The sequence below is a fragment of the Aeromonas sp. R10-1 genome, assembly GCF_040908465.1.
Classification (GTDB): domain Bacteria; phylum Pseudomonadota; class Gammaproteobacteria; order Enterobacterales; family Aeromonadaceae; genus Aeromonas; species Aeromonas caviae.
In genome coordinates this window covers 49,709-66,102 of the sequence record NZ_JBFODT010000033.1, presented here as the reverse complement: position 1 = coordinate 66,102, position 16,394 = coordinate 49,709, and the positions used below count along the sequence as shown (strand labels likewise).

General features: G+C 64.1%; 17 protein-coding genes. 9 read left to right on the top strand and 8 right to left on the bottom strand.

Annotation, left to right across the window (positions count from 1 at the left end):
- Positions 1 to 95: 95 nt before the first annotated feature.
- Both AB5Y93_RS16265 and AB5Y93_RS16260 read right to left on the bottom strand, forming a co-directional pair.
- Entirely contained in the window at positions 96 to 731 is a 636-nt protein-coding gene (locus tag AB5Y93_RS16265) for a LysE family translocator (protein WP_368229836.1), read from the bottom strand.
- Positions 732 to 1,252: 521 nt separating this feature from the next.
- The gene (locus AB5Y93_RS16260) at positions 1,253 to 1,831 is read right to left on the bottom strand and encodes an alkylphosphonate utilization protein (protein WP_039040739.1); all 579 of its coding nucleotides are present in this window, start codon (positions 1,829 to 1,831) and stop codon (positions 1,253 to 1,255) included.
- A 179-nt stretch (positions 1,832 to 2,010) separates the two neighbouring features.
- Between AB5Y93_RS16260 and AB5Y93_RS16255 the strand changes: the two genes are divergently transcribed.
- The 6 genes from AB5Y93_RS16255 to AB5Y93_RS16230 all read left to right on the top strand — a co-directional run bounded on the left by AB5Y93_RS16255 (position 2,011) and on the right by AB5Y93_RS16230 (position 6,646).
- A complete protein-coding gene (locus AB5Y93_RS16255; RefSeq protein ID WP_368229835.1) occupies positions 2,011 to 3,204 on the top strand; it encodes a methyltransferase in 1,194 nt (397 codons plus the stop codon).
- Positions 3,205 to 3,392: 188 nt separating this feature from the next.
- Complete coding sequence (locus AB5Y93_RS16250) at positions 3,393 to 4,838, top strand: chitinase (RefSeq protein WP_368229834.1); 1,446 nt, start codon at positions 3,393 to 3,395, stop codon at positions 4,836 to 4,838.
- 122 nt (positions 4,839 to 4,960) lie between these two features.
- Positions 4,961 to 5,326 carry a VOC family protein gene (locus AB5Y93_RS16245; RefSeq protein WP_323956080.1) on the top strand — a complete coding sequence of 122 codons (366 nt, stop codon included), beginning with the start codon at positions 4,961 to 4,963 and terminating at the stop codon, positions 5,324 to 5,326.
- 207 nt (positions 5,327 to 5,533) lie between these two features.
- The gene (locus AB5Y93_RS16240) at positions 5,534 to 5,932 is read left to right on the top strand and encodes a GFA family protein (protein WP_288213072.1); all 399 of its coding nucleotides are present in this window, start codon (positions 5,534 to 5,536) and stop codon (positions 5,930 to 5,932) included.
- Positions 5,933 to 5,961: 29 nt separating this feature from the next.
- A complete protein-coding gene (locus AB5Y93_RS16235) occupies positions 5,962 to 6,189 on the top strand; it encodes a DUF4287 domain-containing protein (RefSeq protein ID WP_319907427.1) in 228 nt (75 codons plus the stop codon).
- Positions 6,190 to 6,235: 46 nt separating this feature from the next.
- Positions 6,236 to 6,646, top strand: a complete 411-nt coding sequence (locus AB5Y93_RS16230) for an SRPBCC domain-containing protein (RefSeq protein ID WP_042017133.1) — start codon at positions 6,236 to 6,238, stop codon at positions 6,644 to 6,646.
- A gap of 90 nt (positions 6,647 to 6,736) precedes the next feature.
- On the opposite strand, the gene smrB is transcribed toward AB5Y93_RS16230, so the two are convergent.
- On the bottom strand, positions 6,737 to 7,261 hold the full coding sequence (smrB, locus tag AB5Y93_RS16225; RefSeq protein WP_041211465.1) for an endonuclease SmrB: 525 nt from the start codon (positions 7,259 to 7,261) through the stop codon (positions 6,737 to 6,739).
- Positions 7,262 to 7,326: 65 nt separating this feature from the next.
- Between smrB and prmB the strand changes: the two genes are divergently transcribed.
- Both prmB and aroC read left to right on the top strand, forming a co-directional pair.
- The gene (gene prmB, locus AB5Y93_RS16220; RefSeq protein WP_286700827.1) at positions 7,327 to 8,262 is read left to right on the top strand and encodes a 50S ribosomal protein L3 N(5)-glutamine methyltransferase; all 936 of its coding nucleotides are present in this window, start codon (positions 7,327 to 7,329) and stop codon (positions 8,260 to 8,262) included.
- A 16-nt stretch (positions 8,263 to 8,278) separates the two neighbouring features.
- Positions 8,279 to 9,367: a chorismate synthase gene (aroC, locus tag AB5Y93_RS16215; RefSeq protein WP_323921189.1), complete on the top strand. Its 1,089-nt coding sequence runs from the start codon at positions 8,279 to 8,281 to the stop codon at positions 9,365 to 9,367.
- A gap of 87 nt (positions 9,368 to 9,454) precedes the next feature.
- On the opposite strand, the gene AB5Y93_RS16210 is transcribed toward aroC, so the two are convergent.
- Positions 9,455 to 10,240: a substrate-binding periplasmic protein gene (locus AB5Y93_RS16210; RefSeq protein WP_368229880.1), complete on the bottom strand. Its 786-nt coding sequence runs from the start codon at positions 10,238 to 10,240 to the stop codon at positions 9,455 to 9,457.
- 338 nt (positions 10,241 to 10,578) lie between these two features.
- Here AB5Y93_RS16210 and AB5Y93_RS16205 point away from each other — a divergent pair, with 338 nt between their 5' ends.
- Positions 10,579 to 11,979, top strand: coding sequence for a DEAD/DEAH box helicase (locus AB5Y93_RS16205; RefSeq protein WP_368229833.1), 1,401 nt, complete (start codon positions 10,579 to 10,581; stop codon positions 11,977 to 11,979).
- An 86-nt stretch (positions 11,980 to 12,065) separates the two neighbouring features.
- Here AB5Y93_RS16205 and AB5Y93_RS16200 read toward each other — a convergent pair whose 3' ends face one another.
- From AB5Y93_RS16200 to cra, 4 genes are all read right to left on the bottom strand, one after another.
- Positions 12,066 to 12,755, bottom strand: a complete 690-nt coding sequence (locus AB5Y93_RS16200) for an RES family NAD+ phosphorylase (protein WP_368229832.1) — start codon at positions 12,753 to 12,755, stop codon at positions 12,066 to 12,068.
- The gene (locus AB5Y93_RS16195; protein ID WP_041211580.1) at positions 12,755 to 13,159 is read right to left on the bottom strand and encodes an antitoxin Xre-like helix-turn-helix domain-containing protein; all 405 of its coding nucleotides are present in this window, start codon (positions 13,157 to 13,159) and stop codon (positions 12,755 to 12,757) included. The genes AB5Y93_RS16200 and AB5Y93_RS16195 overlap by 1 nt, the downstream gene beginning before the upstream one ends.
- A gap of 243 nt (positions 13,160 to 13,402) precedes the next feature.
- The gene (locus AB5Y93_RS16190) at positions 13,403 to 14,596 is read right to left on the bottom strand and encodes an aromatic amino acid transport family protein (RefSeq protein WP_368229831.1); all 1,194 of its coding nucleotides are present in this window, start codon (positions 14,594 to 14,596) and stop codon (positions 13,403 to 13,405) included.
- A gap of 613 nt (positions 14,597 to 15,209) precedes the next feature.
- A complete protein-coding gene (cra, locus tag AB5Y93_RS16185) occupies positions 15,210 to 16,196 on the bottom strand; it encodes a catabolite repressor/activator (RefSeq protein ID WP_010674823.1) in 987 nt (328 codons plus the stop codon).
- Positions 16,197 to 16,394 lie beyond the last annotated feature (198 nt).

Genomic DNA, 16,394 nt, shown 5'->3' with positions numbered 1-16,394 from the left:
GACACGCCTACAACTCTAGCCCCGGTGGCCGGGATCCGCGGCGCCCAAGCGGCGCCGATGGTGCAGATAATGTCAGCCGCGGTGAGGCACAGGGATCAGGGACGACCACTGAGCAGGATGGCGCCGCCCAGGGTGATGAAGAGCCCGCCGGTGATGCGGCCAACGAGGCGCTCGCTGCGACCTGGCTTGAAGTAGCGACCGGCGCGCCTGGCCAGGGCGACATAGCACAGATGCACCAGGCTGACGATGGCGCAGATGGTCAGGTACATGGTGATGAACTGCAGCGTCAGCGGACTCTGGTGATCGAGGAACTGGGGCAGCAGGGCGCAGAGGAAGACGATGGTCTTGGGGTTGCTGGCGGAGACCAGAAAGGCTTCTCGCAACAAGGAGAGGGTGGTTCTGGTGCGTCCCCGAGCGGTGGAGGGAGAGAGCCCTTGGGCATTGGTATTGGCCGCGCGCAGCGCCTTGTAGCCCAGATACACCAGGTAGCCACCCCCCGCCAGCTTGAGGGCGACAAAGAGGGGAGGCAGGGTTTGCAGCATGGCCCCCACCCCCATGGCGACCAGACCGATGAGGATGGCCTGGCACCCCAGGTTGCCGAGGATACTGACAAGGGCGGCGCGCCAGCCGTGTTGCAGACCGTTCTTGACCACCAGCAGCACATTGGGGCCAGGGGTCAGGGTCGCCAGCAGATAGGCCAGCGCAAACAGCATCCAGGTATTCGGGTTCATGAGCACGTCCTTGGCGTCAAAGCTGGCATGATGCCAGCCTCTTTGACGAGTCGTCCAGCGGCGTCTCTCCCGGCCCCCGAAGAGGATTCAGGGGAGGGCAATCCGGTGCAGCATGGTCTGCGGCAGGAAATGCAATAGGCAAGGATATGTATAAAAAAACCGCCATCAGGCGGTTTTATGGTTGTCAGCCCTTATTTCAGGGCCTTTTTCAGCTTCTTGATCTTGCCTTCGTGCTTGGCGATTTTCGCCTGGCGGACGGCGATCTTCTTCTTGATCTCTTTCTTGCTGGCCATGGGGCGGCTCCTTGGTTTTGTGGGCGCCATGGGGATCAGGGTGCCCGGGGTCTTTCCATGCGTGCCGGGAAGGCCCTCTCCATTGGCGCACTGACAGTCAGGGGAGGGGCATACCGCGGAACTGGTTTGCAGGATAGTCCAGTTTCCCGCGGGTGCCACCCGAACGGCAGGAAACAGAGACAACAAAAAAGCGCCCCTGGGGGCGCTTCTGGGTTGAAGGGGTCGGAATCAGGCCTTCTTCAGGTAGGCGGCCACCAGCACGATCTGCATGCCGTTGACCTTGCCCTCGATGTGCAGCGGATTGTTGGTCAGGCGAATGCCCTTGACCAGGGTGCCGCGCTTGGCGGTGAAACCCGCGCCCTTGACGTCCAGATCCTTGATCAGGGTGACGGAGTCTCCTTCCACCAGCACTGCGCCATTGGAGTCGACGGTCGGCACGCTGTCGTCATCGTCGCTGGTCACGCCGGCGTCTGCCCAGGCCTTGACCTCGTCTTCCATGTACATCATGTCCAGCATGTCCTGGGCCCAGAGCTCGCCCCGGGCGACGAGGGCCTTCAACTGGCGCCAGGCCATCACCTGCACCGCCGGCACTTGGCTCCACATGCTGTCACCCAGGCAGCGCCAGTGGTTCACCTCCGTGGTGTCCGGCTGCTCCAGCTGGCCGCGGCAGGTGGCGCAGAGGGCCACACTGTGGTCGTCGTCGCTGGCGGGGGAGTGCGGCACCGGGAAGGCAGTCAGCGCATGTTCTGCGCCACACAGCTCGCATTTGGCATTTGCACGGGCTTGCAGGATGGCATTGATGGTCATGATTGGGTTCCGTTTATAGGGGTAAAGCGGCTCGCCGTGGCGGGCTGCGCGAATGAGGGGGCGGAATATAGCACAAATCCCTGCTTTTTGTCAGGCTACCAGCGGCGCACAGGCGAGTGCTTTTTGACGGCAGATCGCTAGAATGAGCCTCCCTTTTTGCGCCAAAGGACAGGTTCACCGTGCTGGCCCACCGTTTTCGACAACTGGACTGCTTGCTCACCGCCGAGCGACGCTGGTGGCAATACCAGCCCTATCACCACTTGGGGATCGCCTTTGCCCGCGAGGAGCCAGCCCTTGCGAAGTGCCTGGCAGCCCTGACCCTTGACGAGATAGCGCACCTCGACGGGGACATGGATGCGCTCTGCACCCTGCTCGCCCCCTGGATCCCGGCGGGGGCCGAGTTGCAGGCCCTCGGCGAGCTTGCCACTTTCGCCCCCGAACCCGTCCACTGCGCCAGGGCCATGGCGATGTACATGCCGGGACGCAAGCAGGGGCAGATAGAGGCCTTCACCGGCTGCCTGCCCCCCCACCAAGGTCCCTATCTGGAGTGGTGCGCCGGCAAGGGGCATCTGGGACGCCTGGTGTCGTTGCACCGTGGCGCCGAGATCCTGAGCCTGGAGTGGCAGGGGGCGCTCTGCGAGGAGGGGCGGCGGCTCGCCGCGCGCGACGGCGCCAACATGCGGTTCGTGGAGGCGGATGCCTTTGCCACCGAGTCCGGGGCCCTCATCGCCCCGGACCATCACGCCATGGCGCTCCATGCCTGCGGCGATCTGCACACCCATCTGCTGACGCGGGTGGCCGAGGGGGGCGCCCAGGGGGTGACCCTCTCCCCGTGTTGCTACCACCTCATCAGGGGAGAGCGCTATGCGCCCCTCTCCCGGGCCGCCAGGGCCAGTGCCCTGCGCCTTGGCAAGAGCGACCTGAAGCTGCCGCTGCAGGAGACGGTGACCGGCGGCGCCCGCATCGCCCGGTTGCGGGAGCGGGAGGTGGTGTGGCGCCTCGCCTTCGACTGCCTGCAGCGCCAGGTGCGCGGGGTGGATGAGTACCTGCCGGTGCCCAACCTGCAAAAGAGCCTGCTGACCGGGGACTTCGAGGATTTCTGCCACTGGGCCGCCGAGCGCAAGGGGATGGGCTTGCCCGCGGGGCTCGACTACGCCGCCTTGCTGGCGCAGGGAGAGCGGCGTTTTGGCGATGTCGCCCGCATGGAGCTGGTGCGCCACCTGTTTCGCCGCCCCCTGGAAATCTGGCTGCTGCTCGATCGCGCCCTTTTCCTCGAGGAGCAGGGCTACCGGGTGGAGGTGGGCACCTTCTGTCCCAAACCCATGACCCCGCGCAATCTGCTGATCCGGGCGGTGCGCGCAGGGGGGATCTGAACAAGCGTCCGCACAGGTTGGATGGCTGCGCCAACAAGACCAGGGGCTGGATCCCCCTGCAAACGAGCGCCATCTGAGTGCAGGGAGGCATGGCTCACAATTTCGCCAAATTCTTAATTCTTGTCGTGAATTTAGTTGCCAGGATGCCTATGCTCGCCCTGACATTTTCAAGACAAGGATGGTTACCCATGTTCATGCTCACGCGCACCGCCTGCCTGGTTGCCCTCGTCTGGGCACTGCCCGGCCAGAGCGCCATGACAATCCAGCCCGATCCCCAGAACAGCGGCGGCTATGTGATGGCGGCGGCGGATCTTGCCAGTGCGGCCCAGGCCAAGACCGCCAACCCCATGTACGGGATCTGGTCCCACGCCCTGGCCACCCGGCCCAATTCGGTGGTGGAGGCCATCGTGGCACGCGCCCCCGGCAACCCGGACAACGTCAAGCGGGTCGAGCGGGTCTTCACCGAATCGGACTGGGAGTTCCTGACCCAGATGGCCGCCCCGGAGTACACCTACGAGCGCTTCCTGCGGGCAGTGGGCAAGTTCCCCGCCTTCTGCGGCGACTACACGGACGGGCGCAATGCGGACGCCATCTGCAAGAAGTCCATCATCACCGCCTTCGCCCACTTTGCCCAGGAGACCGGCGGCCACATTGCCAAGGAGAATGTCTCCGACAACCCCCTGGGGCTGGAAGAGTGGCAACAGGCCCTGGTGCACGTGCGGGAGATAGGCTGGTCTGAGGGGCAGACCGGCTACACCACGGGGTGTGGCCAGAGTGACTGGCAGAACCGGCGCTGGCCCTGCAGCACCGGTCAGGGCTATTTCGGTCGCGGCGCCAAGCAGCTCTCCTACCACTTCAACTACGGCGCCTTCTCCGAGGCCATGTTCGACGGCGACGCCTCTGTGCTCCTCAACAACCCCGGGCTGGTGGCGGACTCCTGGCTCAACCTCGCCTCCGCCATCTGGTTCTTCCTGACGCCCCAGGCTCCCAAACCCGCCATGCTGCACGTCATCGACCGGACCTGGGTGCCCTCCCAGCGTGAGCTGGCGGCGGGCATCGGCTACGGCTTTGGCACCACCATCAACATCATCAACGGTGGCATCGAGTGCGGCGAGCAGAACAAGAACAAGGGCCAGCCGGTCAACCGCATCCGCTACTGGGAGGGGCTCGCGGCCCACTACGGGATTCCGCTGCTGGCGGACGAGAAGAACACCTGCTGGCAGCAGACCCCCTATGGCAGTCTCAACCTCAACGGCGCCACTGACGTGCTCTACACCAACTGGGACGGCAACTGGAAATACTACCCGGACAGACCCGGCGGCTACTCCTTCGAGTGCGATCTGGTGGGGTACCAGACCGCCTATTCGGCCCTGGTGCCGGGGGATTACGAGAAGTGTGTGACCAACTTCTACGGCTCCCACGCCAGCTGGCCCAAGGTTCGGGTGGTGGCCACGCTGGATCCGGCCCCGGTCGACCCCGGCACGCCGCCGGTGGACGGGGTACCGGCCTGGGAGGCAGGCAAGGTCTACACCGCGGGCAACAAGGTGAGCCACAAGGGGATCATCTATCAGGCCAAGTGGTGGACCCAGGGCAACGAGCCGGGCAAGGGGGATCCCTGGGCACCGGTGACCTGAGAGTCAGTACAAGCGCAAGCACTCCGGGGAGGCCGCGCGCCTCCCTTGTTGATCGCCGCGCTGGCTTGTTGCGCCTCTTTTGGCACTGATAGCCTGCGGGTTCACACCGAGGGAGGATGACCATGAACATCGCCATTCATTTTGAAATTCCGGTACAGGATATGGAGAGAGCCATTCGCTTCTATGAGGGGGTCTTCGAGACGGTGCTGGAGCGGGTGCAGATCGATGGCAACGAGATGGCGCTCTTTCCCCTGGAAAGTGGCACGGCGGGCTGCTCCGGCGCCCTGGCGAAGGGGGAGAGCTATGTGCCGAGTCTGGATGGCACCCGGATCTATCTGCGGGTGGCTGACATCGAGGGGGCCATGGCCCGAGCACTGGCATCGGGCGGAGCCTGTCTCTATCCCGTCACCCGGGTCGGGGAGAGCCTCCGGGTGGCGGAGTGTCGGGATTGCGAGGGGAATCGCATCGCCTTGCAGGAGGGAACCTGACCATTATTTATCTGGTGCATGGGATGTGTTGAGTCATTCACACAATGAATAAAGAGGGGGATTTTCCCGCTCCGGGAGCCTCAGCCCCGCGGTGAGGCCCCGGTATGGTCAGTTGCCGCCCCCCGGATCCCGTGCTACTTCATCTGGTGCGGCAAGAAGGCGAGCACCCGTTCGCCCGGTCTGTCGCCCCAACTCTCAGGAGGCATCATGGAAGGACATTGTCTGTGTGGCGGGATCACCGTGTCGAGCGGCGATCACAAGGAGGTCAACCTGTGTCATTGCGCCATGTGCCGGCGCTGGTCAGGGGGGCCCATGTTCGCGGTGCACGGGGGCAAGGGCGTGCGGTTCACCGGGATGGCCCCGGTGGCCTACCGCTCGTCGGAGTGGGCGGAGCGCGGATTCTGCCCCACCTGCGGCACCCATCTTTTCTACCATCTGTTGCCGACGGACGAGTACATCCTCTGTGCCGGCCTGTTTCAGGATCAGGGGTTCGAGCTCACCGGGCAGATCTTCATCGACGAGAAGCCCGACTTCTATGCCCTCAAGAACGACACCCCGACCCTGACCGGACAGCAGGTGTTCGAGCAGTTCGCCCCCAAACCCTGAGCCTGTACTCACCCCGAGGAGAAGCCATCATGGATGAACAACCGAAGGTGAAGGGGCCTGCCTTCTATTTTCCCGCCATTGAGCAGAAATACGGCCAGCCCATCGTCCACTGGCTGACCCTGCTGGCAGGGCGGGAGGAGCGCAAACACATGGCGCTGGTGGCCTGGCTCAAGGCCGAGCATGGCCTGGGCCACGGCCATGCCAATGCCCTGGTGGCCCACTTTTTGGCGCAGCCCGATGCGCCCGGCGTGGCATGACAGTGCCACAGTGCAAAACGTGCAGGAAAGCCAGAGGAGCAGAGAGATGAAGATAAGCGTCAGCGTCTGGGTTGCCAGGCCGATTGCCGATGTGTGGCAGGGCTGGAACACCCCCGCCAGCATCATGGCGTGGAACGCCGCCTCCCCGCAGTGGCACTGCCCCCAAAGCCGGGTGGATCTGCGGGTGGGTGGGCGTTTTTGCCACCACATGGCGGCGCGGGATGGCAGCACGGGGTTTGATTTCGAGGGGACCTTCACCGAGGTCACAGCGCCGACGGGGCTCGGCTACGTCATGGACGATGGCCGCGAGGTGAGCGTGCGGTTCGTGGCAGAGCAGGGGGGCACCCGGGTGGAGGAGCGGTTCGATGCCGAGTCCCTGCACAGCGGCGAACAGCAGCGGGCGGGGTGGCAGAGCATCCTGGATAACTTCAAGCGCCATATGGAAGCCGTCGGCTGACCCCTGTGGGGCGCCAATAAAAAACTACCGCAAGCTGGCGGTGGTTTTTTTATGGCGTTCGCCCGGAGCAAGGCGGGGCGGGGAAGGGGGTCACTCCTCGATGTCCAGCAGCACCAGGATGGCGCTCTCGCCCCCCCACTCCCGCGGCGCCTGGTGAAAAGCGCGCACAGCGGGGTGCTGGGCCAGCCAGCTCGGGATGCGCTGCTTGAGGATGTGCTTGCCGATGCCGTGCATCACCGAGGCGACGTGGATGTTCTCTTTTCGGCACAGGGTGAGCAGGGCCGCCAGCTCCTGCTTGGCCTGGTGCTGGTTCATGCCGTGCAGATCCAGATAAATCTCCGGCGGGTAGCTGCCGCGCTTGAGCTTTTTCAGCTCGAATTTTGACACGTCGTCGCGCACGTAACGGGTCGGCCCGTCCGCCTCGAGATGGGGCTGGTACTCGTCGCTGAAAAAGTGGTCAACCCCAAGCTTTTCGCGGCTCTCGCGCACTTCGCGTTTCTGCTTGACCGGGCTTGAGGAGGCCCTTATGGTATCTTGCTTAATTTTCCGGGTACCTTTGACAGCATCACGAAACAGCAGGCTTTCCTCGTCTGTGAGTGAGGGCGTTTTTTTCATCAGGTACTCGTCTTGCTCGCTGTATAAAATTCTCGGGCCGGATATTACTCGACTTGGAGGTGGATTTGGACAAGATATTTATCGATGAGGTGGTTGCCGAAATGCACACCATCCAGGACATGTTGCGCTGGGCCATGAGTCGTTTCAACGACGCCGGGATCTTCTACGGACATGGTACCGACAACGCCTGGGATGAGGCCGTGCAACTGGTGCTGCCCGCGTTACATCTGCCGCCGGACGTGGATCCGGGCATGCGCCACTCCCGCCTGACCACCAGCGAGCGCCACCGCATCGCCGAGCTCATCATCCGCCGCGTGCAGGAGCGCATTCCGGCGCCCTATCTGACCAACAAGGCCTGGTATGCGGGCTGGGAGTTCTATGTGGACGAGCGGGTGCTCATTCCGCGCTCCCCCATCGCCGAGATGGTGGCCAACCGCTTCGCCCCCTTCCTGAAAGACGAACCGACCCGGATCATGGACTTGTGCACCGGCTCCGGCTGCATCGCCATCATCATGGCCCACGAGTTCCCCCATGCGGAAGTGGATGCCATCGACATCAGCGTCGATGCCCTCAACGTGGCGGAGCGCAACATCAACGATCACGGGCTGGAGCAGCAGGTCATCCCCATTCGCTCCGATCTGTTCCGGGATCTGCCGGCCGGTGACAAGTACGATCTCATCGTCTCCAACCCGCCCTACGTGGACTCCGAAGACATGTCGGATCTGCCGGACGAGTTTCGCCACGAGCCGGAGCTGGCGCTGGCGTCGGGCTCCGACGGCCTCAAGCTCACCAAGCGCCTGCTAGCCAATGCCGCCGACTTCCTGAAAGAGGATGGCGTGCTGGTGGTCGAGGTGGGCAACAGCATGATCCACCTGGAAGCCCAGTTCCCCGAGGTGCCCTTCACCTGGGTCGAGTTCGAAAACGGCGGCCACGGCGTCTTTGTGATGACCCGCGCAGAGCTCGAGCAGTACCAGGCCCATTTCGCCATTTACAAGAACTAAGCAGCAAGGAGCATCCATGGCAGGGAACAGTTTCGGCCAACTCTTTCGGGTCACCACCTTCGGCGAGAGCCACGGTCTGGCGCTGGGCGCCGTGGTCGACGGCTGCCCGCCGGGGCTGGAGATAAGCGAAGACGATTTGCAGGGGGATCTGGACAGGCGCAAGCCCGGCACCTCCCGCTACACCACCCAGCGCCGCGAGGCGGACGAGGTGAAGATCCTCTCCGGGGTGTTCGAGGGCAGGACCACGGGCACCTCCATCGGGCTGCTCATCGAGAACACCGATCAGCGCTCCAAGGACTATTCCGAGATCAAGGATCTGTTCCGCCCCGGCCACGCCGACTACACCTATCACCAGAAGTACGGCCAGCGTGACTACCGTGGCGGCGGCCGCTCCTCCGCCCGCGAGACCGCCATGCGGGTCGCGGCGGGGGCCATCGCCAAGAAGTACCTGAAACAGGTGCACGGCATCGAGATAGTGGGTTTTCTCTCCCAGCTCGGCCCCATCAAGGCGGAAGGGTTCGACGAGAGCCAGATCGAGCAGAACCCCTTCTTCTTCCCCGATGCGGGCAAGCTGGAGGCGCTGGATGAATACATGCGTGCCCTCAAGAAAGAGGGCAACAGCGTGGGGGCCAAGGTGTGCGTCGTGGCGCGCAACGTGCCGGTGGGCCTGGGGGAGCCGGTGTTCGACCGCCTCGACGCCGACATCGCCCACGCCATGATGGGCATCAACGCGGTGAAAGGGGTGGAGATCGGTGACGGCTTCGCGGTGGTGGAGCAAAAAGGCTCGGAGCACCGGGACGAGATGACTCCGACCGGCTTTGCCAGCAATCATGCGGGGGGCATCCTGGGGGGCATTTCGTCGGGTCAGGAGATCGTGGTGAGCATGGCCCTCAAGCCCACCTCCAGCATCACGGTGCCGGGCAAGACCATCACCACCAGCGGTGAGGCCACCGAGATGATCACCAAGGGGCGTCACGACCCCTGCGTCGGCATCCGTGCCGTGCCCATCGCCGAGGCCATGCTGGCCCTGGTGCTGATGGATCACCTGCTGCGCCACCGCGCCCAGAACCAGGGCGTGCACACCCAGACCCCGCAGCTGCGCTGATCACGCTGCGGGCAGGGTGAGTGATCACCAGAAACCACAAGGCGACCCCAGGGTCGCCTTTTTCATGGTTTTTTGCCGGCGTCGGCGTCAGGGGGCCGATGGCGTCGAGAACGATGGGAGCCGGGTTGCGTCAAGGCGGCAGCGGGGCGGCGCAAAGGCGGGATCCGGTGAGGGCAGGGTGGCGATGGCGGCATCGATGCGGGCGAGCGCCTCATCGTTCACGGCCTCTTTGGCAAACATCAGGCGCACCGGCTGCTGGTGCAAGAGCACCTGACACTGGATGGCATCGCTCGCCCCGAGCTGGCCGAGGTGGTAGCGGGCGTATTGCCACTCCATGATGACGCCGTCGAGGCGGCGCGCCAGCAAGAGGGTGAGCAGCCTGTCATCGCTGTTGTATTCACTCGCCTGCCCGAGGGCAGGGCACTCCTCGTTCATCGGCAGGGGGCGGGTACCCCGCAGCTTGCCAAGTCGCAGCCCCTTGGCCTGGCACAGGGTTGCCAGCTCGGTGAACCCTTGCCAGCTGTCGGGCTCTCCGGCCTGCGGGCGCTGGCTCAGCAGCACGAAGCTGGCGCGCCGATAGGGGGCGGAGAAGCGGGCGAACCGCTCCCGCTCGGGGGTTTTCAGGGCGCCCATGGCCACGTCCAGCTGCTGGCGCTCCATGAGGTAGAGGGCCCGGGCCCAGGGGAGGTTGCGAAAGGCGGGCTCAACGCCTGCCTTGTCCAGGATCTGGCGGGTCAGGGTCACGTCCAGTCCGCCGAGGGTGCCGTCGGCAGCGATCTGGCTGAAGGGGGGCCAGTGGCTCCAGGCCACCGACAGGGTCTCCCTGGCGACGAGGGGCTGGGCGAAGAGCAGGGGCAAGACGAGGCCCAGCATGCGCCGGGCGGTGGGGGTGAACTTCCGTTTCAATCAAAACCTCCTGTTCCGTGTATCGCGCCGTCCCCGGCAGGCTGTGCAGGGGCTTTGATACATACGGCGATTCGGGCCATTTTGTCCTGCCTTTGTCGCTATTTCCAGCCGCGCTGGGAGGTGCATCACATTTTCCTCGTCTAAGTGCGCCAACTCCGTTAGACTGCGCCTCTATTCTTTCCCCTTTGCTCTGCTCCCCGGGGAAATCGTTGTTTTCTCTATAGGCCCGGATCCTGTGAGATGGCATCGGCTCAGCAGAGGAGCCCCACCACGATCTTTGGCGCCCCTATCCCTAGCAGGTAACTATGAGTTTTACTTCCCTCGGTCTGGCCGAACCCTTGTTGCGTGCCGTTGCCGAGCAAGGCTACGACACCCCGTCTCCCATTCAGCAACAAGCGATCCCGGCGGTACTGGCTGGCCGTGATCTGATGGCCGCCGCCCAGACCGGGACCGGCAAGACCGCAGGTTTTACCCTGCCGATGCTGCAGCGTCTGACTGAAAGCAAGCGCAAGGTCTCCCCGAATCGCATCCGTGCCCTAGTGCTGACCCCGACCCGCGAGCTGGCCGCCCAGGTGGGCGAGAGCGTGCGCAACTACGGCAAACACCTGCCGATCCGCAGCCACGTGGTATTTGGCGGCGTGAGCATCAACCCGCAGATGATGGCCACCCGCCGTGGTCTGGACGTGCTGGTGGCCTGCCCGGGCCGCCTGATGGATCTCTACAACCAGAACGCCGTCAAGTTCGACGAAGTGGAAATCCTGGTGCTGGACGAGGCGGATCGCATGCTCGACATGGGCTTTATCCGCGACATCCGCCGCATCCTGGCCTTGCTGCCGAAGAAGCGCCAGAACCTGCTGTTCTCCGCCACCTTCGCCGACGAAATTCGTGAGCTGGCCACCGGCCTGCTGGACAACCCGGCGGTGATCGAAGTCGCCCCGCGCAACAGCACCGCCGAGCGTATCGAGCAGCTGGTACACCCCTGTGACAAGGCCAACAAAATTGCCCTGCTGAGCCACCTGGTCACCAGCAACAACTGGCAGCAGGTGTTGGTGTTCACCCGTACCAAGCACATGGCCAACCGCGTTGCCGAGACCCTCGACAAGAACGGCGTCAGCGCCGCCGCCATCCACGGCAACAAGAGCCAGGGTGCCCGTACCCGTGCCCTGGCCGGTTTCAAGGATGGCAGCGTCAAGGTGCTGGTGGCGACCGACATCGCCGCCCGTGGTCTGGACATCGACAAACTGCCACAGGTGGTCAACTTCGAGCTGCCGAACGTGGCGGAAGATTACGTGCACCGTATCGGCCGTACCGGTCGTGCCGGCGCCGCCGGTCACGCCATCTCCCTGGTCGCGGCCGATGAAGGCAAGCTCATCAAGGCCATCGAGCGGCTGACCAAGCAGAACATTCCGTGCGAGCAGGTGGCCGGTTTTGAAGCCTCCCGCGAGACCCTCGACAACATCGCCCGTGGCATCGGCGCGCCGCTTCGCAAAGAGCCGCGCGATCCGAGCGAGCAGCGCCGTGCGCCGCGTCCGCAAGGTCAGGGCCAGCGTCAGGGTGCCGGTCGTTCTGCCAACGGTGGCAATGGCGGTGGTAATCGCTCCGGCAACGGTGGCAAGCCCAAGCCCCAGGGCGGTCAGCGTCCGGAAGGCGGCGCCGCCAAACCGGCCCAGGCCCGTCGTCCCCGTCGCGCCAGCCACAACCAGTAAGCGGCCAGGGAGCCAGGCTCCCCCACTGTTCGGTTGATACAAAAAGCCCCGCCAATCTGGCGGGGCTTTTTTTGTCCTGGTAGACGCTATTCACCGTAGAGGCGGATCTCCAGCACATGAGTGATGGCCTCGCCGCTCCAGTGGTACTCCAGATGACGGGCGTGGTCCACCCGGCTGACTAGGCGGGGGCGATAGAGCACGTGACAGTCGTGACCGGGGTGGCGCACCGAGCGGTAGTGGATGCCGTCCGCCCCGGCGACCTTCTGCTCCCGGGCGAAGGCCTGGGCGGGGCCGTATTCGGTGGCGTGATAGAGGGGGCCTGGCAGAAACGCCGGGCCCGTGATGTCGATGAGGCTGGCGCTGAACTGCGCCTGGATCACCCGCATCTGCACCTTCTGGGCCAGCTCCCGGGTGTACCCGAAGATCCGCTCCCTGTGGTAGACCGTCTCCTTGATGCCGGTGTCGAGGGAGGGGGCACAATAGTAGCCGCCAAAGTCCCCCGTGGTGAAACGGGCACCCTCGGGATTGAGGTGGGTGAAGGCGGCCATCACATAGCTGCCGCCGGGCAGCCCCACCAGCCAGTCTTCCCTGGGCACCCGCATCAGCTCGCCCGCCTCTTCCCTCAGCCTGTCGTTGGTCAGCGCCTCGACGGCCCAGACCGCCTCAAGCTCGTCGGCGGTAGCGACGTCTTCATAGAGGCAGATGGGGGGAAAGCGGCTCGGAATGATGCGATAGGCGCAGGCATTGTGGAAGGTGCGCAAGGGCGGGGAGGACATCAGGCCATCTCCCCGCGCCAGGCGTGCAGCCGGGTGGCCACTTCGTAGAGATCGGCCACCCGCCCACCCTGCATGACCTCCATGGCGCTGCGCCCGGCGAAGAAGGGGTGGCTGTTGGGTTTGCGCACCCAGCCATAGATGCTCTCATCCAGGCTGAACAGCAGCCGCAGGCTCTTGTGGATGTTGAGTAGATAGCTCATCCGCTCCTGTAGATCGGCGCTCAGCCGAATGCCGCCGCTGGCCTCCTTGTACTTGTTCAGGGTGGAGCGGGAGGTAATGCCAAGCAGCCTGAGCTGTTCATCCGTGCTGCACTGCCATTTGTCCAGGATGCGAAACACCACGGGCAGGGCCTTGCTGGGATCGACGGCGGGCTGTTGTCGGGGAAGAGATGCGGTGGCGACCATGTTGCCTCCCGGGTTGGCGTGCCAGACGGGCACGGGATCATGAGTTGTCTGCTAAGCAGTGTAGGGCAGGGGCGCAGTCATGTACATATCTATACATGGTTGCATTCAAATGTTCATTATTGGATGGATTTCGCGCTGAGTGGTGTGGGTCGGCCAAGTGAGCCCGTGCCAATGAAACGCCCCGCCAACTGGGTTGGCGGGGCGTGTCTCTTTGCGGCGTTTCTGCTTGTCGGGCCGGGGAAATCAGAGGGCGGGCAGCAGCCCCATGCTGACGCTGACCTGCACTCCGACGATCAGTACCCCCATGGCACCGGCCAGACCCAGGGCCAGTACGCCGCCCGGGACGCGGTAGTGGTGCGCCTCGGCCTGCTTGCGGCTCTGCCACACCAGGGCCACCGGCAGCAGCACCGCCAGCACCGCCAGCGCAATGGCGGCGTAACCCAGCGCCATGATGAAGCCTTGCGGGAAGTAGAGGGCGAACAGCAGGGGCGGCACGAAGGTGATGAGGCCGGTCTGGGTGCGGCCCTGCCAGTTGTCCTTGCGACGGGTCACCTTGGCCATGAAGTCGAACAGTCCCAGGGTCACCCCGAGGAAGGAGGTAGCGAGCGCGAGATCCGCAAACAGATGCATCGCCTGGTTGAAGGCGGGCCAGCTCACCAGGCCGCCGACGTTGGCCAGCAGGCTATCCAGGGCGCCGCCGGTCTGGATCAGGGATTGCTGGCCCAGCAGCCCCAGTATGGCGACCTGCCACAGTACGTAGATCACGAGCGGCAAGGCGGAGCCCCACACGAAGACCCGGCGCAACTGCCTGGGGTTGTCCCCGAGGTAGAGCATGACACTCGGGATGGAGCCGTGGAAGCCGAAGGAGGTGAAGATGACCGGCAGGCCCGCCAGCAGCAAGCCTTCCCCGAGGGGCATGGAGAGCAGGTGCTGCCCCTGGGCGCGGGGCAGCAGCAGCGCCAGCACCGCCACCATGATCACCAGCTTCACGGTGAACATCAGGCGGTTGAGGTAATCCACCTGCCTGGTGCCGACGCACACCATGCCGCCAAACAGCAGGGTAAAGACCCAGGCCGCCTGCTCCTGGCCGAGGGGCAGGCCGGCATCGGCCAGTGCCTGGGCCAGCAGGCTGCTGCCGCCGCTGATGTAGGCGGAGGCCAGGGCGTAGAACAGCATCAGGATGCAGAAGGAGGCGATGCCCTTGCCCCAGGGGCCGAGCAGGTGATCCGCCAGCTGGTGCAGGTACCACTTGCCGGTGCTGAGGCTGGCTTCTACCTGCAGCATGGCGGTGAAGGCCATCAGGGCCCAGAGGCCGATCATCAGCATCAGGGTGGCGGGGCCGCCCAGGGACGAGGAGGCCAGCGGCAGGGCCAGCATGCCGGCGCCTATGGTGGTGCCGGCAATCAACAGGGTACAACCCAGGGTCTTGGTATTCATGTCATCCATCCGAAAGTGAGGGGCGCTGTTGCAAACAAGAGAGAGCCAGTTGGCTGTGTCGGGAGACGCCTCCGGGGAAAAGCCGGAGGCTAGCAATATCGGTGTGGATACATCTGTACCTGAAACCTGTCAGTTGTAAAAATTGGTTGCCAAGTTAGCGGATTGAAATGGCGGAAACAACCCCTTAAAAGCGGATTTTGTGCTGTAGCAAGCCGAAGGGTGGCAATAAAAAGTGACACATTGCGCCATGCGCCGAAAAAACGCGCCCCTCAGGGGGAGGCTGCCCGTCAGGCTGCGTTGCGGGTCGACATCGAGAGCGCCCGCGTTGGCGGCAACAGGGCTTGCAGAGGGTAACACGGGGCCCTGGTGGTGCGACTGGCCCGATATAAGCAAACATCGGGTCATACTCCCAAAAGCCATCATTTTCACTTATAGCGAGCCGAGGCGCCGATAAACGTGCCCTGGCGCGGGGTTGCCGCCCGGCAGATCACCTCAAAGCCAGAAGGCGAAGTGCAAAAGCTGAGACAACAGGGGAGAACACAAGCAGGTGTGGGGGAGGAGGCTCAGGGGCTGGCACTGCGGGCCGCCCCCGGGGTGGTGCGTCGTTGCCGGGTCAGCGGCGGCGTTTGAGGGTACGGCTCACATAGTGCAGGCCGCTCTGGTAGTCGCCATTGACCGCCTTGAGGGCCAGCGTCAGGGCCTGGCTTGCCAGGGCGTCGTGCTGCTGGGGCAGGGAGTTGATGCCAAAGGGGAGGAAATCGAGCAGGCGGTCATCCCCGAAGGTAGCCATGGCGAGCTGGCTCATGTCGGCCTCCTGCTCCAGCAGGTAGTCGAGCACCCCCTCCATCAGGATGTAGGAGGTGGTGATCAGCGCCTCGGGCAGTTGGCCGAGCTGCTGATGGAGCGTCTTGATCAGGCGATACCCTTCGGTGCGCGAGAAGTGGGCCCCTTCACACAGGTGGCGGGTCGCACTGTGACTGGCAATGGCCTGTTCGAAGCCCGCTTTTCGCTCCTGACTGATCGTCAGTTCCGGTAGCGCAGTGATCAAGGCTATATGACCGATGGCCGGGGTGAGCAGGGAGGCGGTGAGGTCCAGGCTCGCCTTCTGGTTTTCACTCGCGACGGTGACGAAGTGCTCGGTGGCCATGGCACGGTCGATGGCTAGGATCTGCACGCCCCGGGACTGCTGCTCCAGGTAGAAGGGATCCGCCGGGGGGAGGCAGCTTGCCACCAGCAGCGCGTCCACATGGCGGCTCACCAGCATCCGGGCCAGCTCCTTTTCGGTGTCCGGATCGTCCTCCGAGCAGACGATGAGCAACTGATATCCCTGGGTGCGGGCCCCTTGCTCCAGGCGCTTGGCGAGCTTGGCGTAACTGGCGTTTTCGAGGTCGGGCAGGATGAAGCCGAGGGTGCGGGTCTGGCCGCCGCGCAGGGAAGCGGCGCGGCTGTCCGGCTGATAGTTGTGGGCATGGACCACGGCCATCACCTTGTCGCGGGTGGCCTGGCTGATGCGGTATTGATCGGCCTTGCCATTGATCACATAGCTGGCGGTGGTGCGAGAGACACCGGCCAGCGCGGCGATTTCATCCAGTTTCATCATGTTGGCTCTGTTTGAGTTGCAAGGCCCGCGCCGGTTCCTGGTTGGGGCGCCGAAAAGTGTGCGCGGGATCATATCATTGAAACGTACTTTCTGCGGGATCTTGAACAATGCGCTGAAACGATTCAGTCTGAGTGTAAGTGAAACGATTCAGCTTGTCAGTAACGGATGATTATCTGCACTTGGAAATGGGTTCCGGCT

Coding starts and splice junctions, on each gene's coding strand:
- AB5Y93_RS16210 (WP_368229880.1), bottom strand. CDS start 10,240: ATGCTGGGCCTCGTCTTGCCCCTGCTCTTCGCCCAGCCCCTCGTCGCC.
- AB5Y93_RS16205 (WP_368229833.1), top strand. CDS start 10,579: ATGAGTTTTACTTCCCTCGGTCTGGCCGAACCCTTGTTGCGTGCCGTT.
- aroC (WP_323921189.1), top strand. CDS start 8,279: ATGGCAGGGAACAGTTTCGGCCAACTCTTTCGGGTCACCACCTTCGGC.
- AB5Y93_RS16265 (WP_368229836.1), bottom strand. CDS start 731: ATGAACCCGAATACCTGGATGCTGTTTGCGCTGGCCTATCTGCTGGCG.
- AB5Y93_RS16230 (WP_042017133.1), top strand. CDS start 6,236: ATGAAGATAAGCGTCAGCGTCTGGGTTGCCAGGCCGATTGCCGATGTG.
- AB5Y93_RS16240 (WP_288213072.1), top strand. CDS start 5,534: ATGGAAGGACATTGTCTGTGTGGCGGGATCACCGTGTCGAGCGGCGAT.
- AB5Y93_RS16260 (WP_039040739.1), bottom strand. CDS start 1,831: ATGACCATCAATGCCATCCTGCAAGCCCGTGCAAATGCCAAATGCGAG.
- AB5Y93_RS16190 (WP_368229831.1), bottom strand. CDS start 14,596: ATGAATACCAAGACCCTGGGTTGTACCCTGTTGATTGCCGGCACCACC.
- smrB (WP_041211465.1), bottom strand. CDS start 7,261: ATGAAAAAAACGCCCTCACTCACAGACGAGGAAAGCCTGCTGTTTCGT.
- AB5Y93_RS16200 (WP_368229832.1), bottom strand. CDS start 12,755: ATGTCCTCCCCGCCCTTGCGCACCTTCCACAATGCCTGCGCCTATCGC.
- AB5Y93_RS16195 (WP_041211580.1), bottom strand. CDS start 13,159: ATGGTCGCCACCGCATCTCTTCCCCGACAACAGCCCGCCGTCGATCCC.
- AB5Y93_RS16235 (WP_319907427.1), top strand. CDS start 5,962: ATGGATGAACAACCGAAGGTGAAGGGGCCTGCCTTCTATTTTCCCGCC.
- AB5Y93_RS16245 (WP_323956080.1), top strand. CDS start 4,961: ATGAACATCGCCATTCATTTTGAAATTCCGGTACAGGATATGGAGAGA.
- AB5Y93_RS16250 (WP_368229834.1), top strand. CDS start 3,393: ATGTTCATGCTCACGCGCACCGCCTGCCTGGTTGCCCTCGTCTGGGCA.
- cra (WP_010674823.1), bottom strand. CDS start 16,196: ATGATGAAACTGGATGAAATCGCCGCGCTGGCCGGTGTCTCTCGCACC.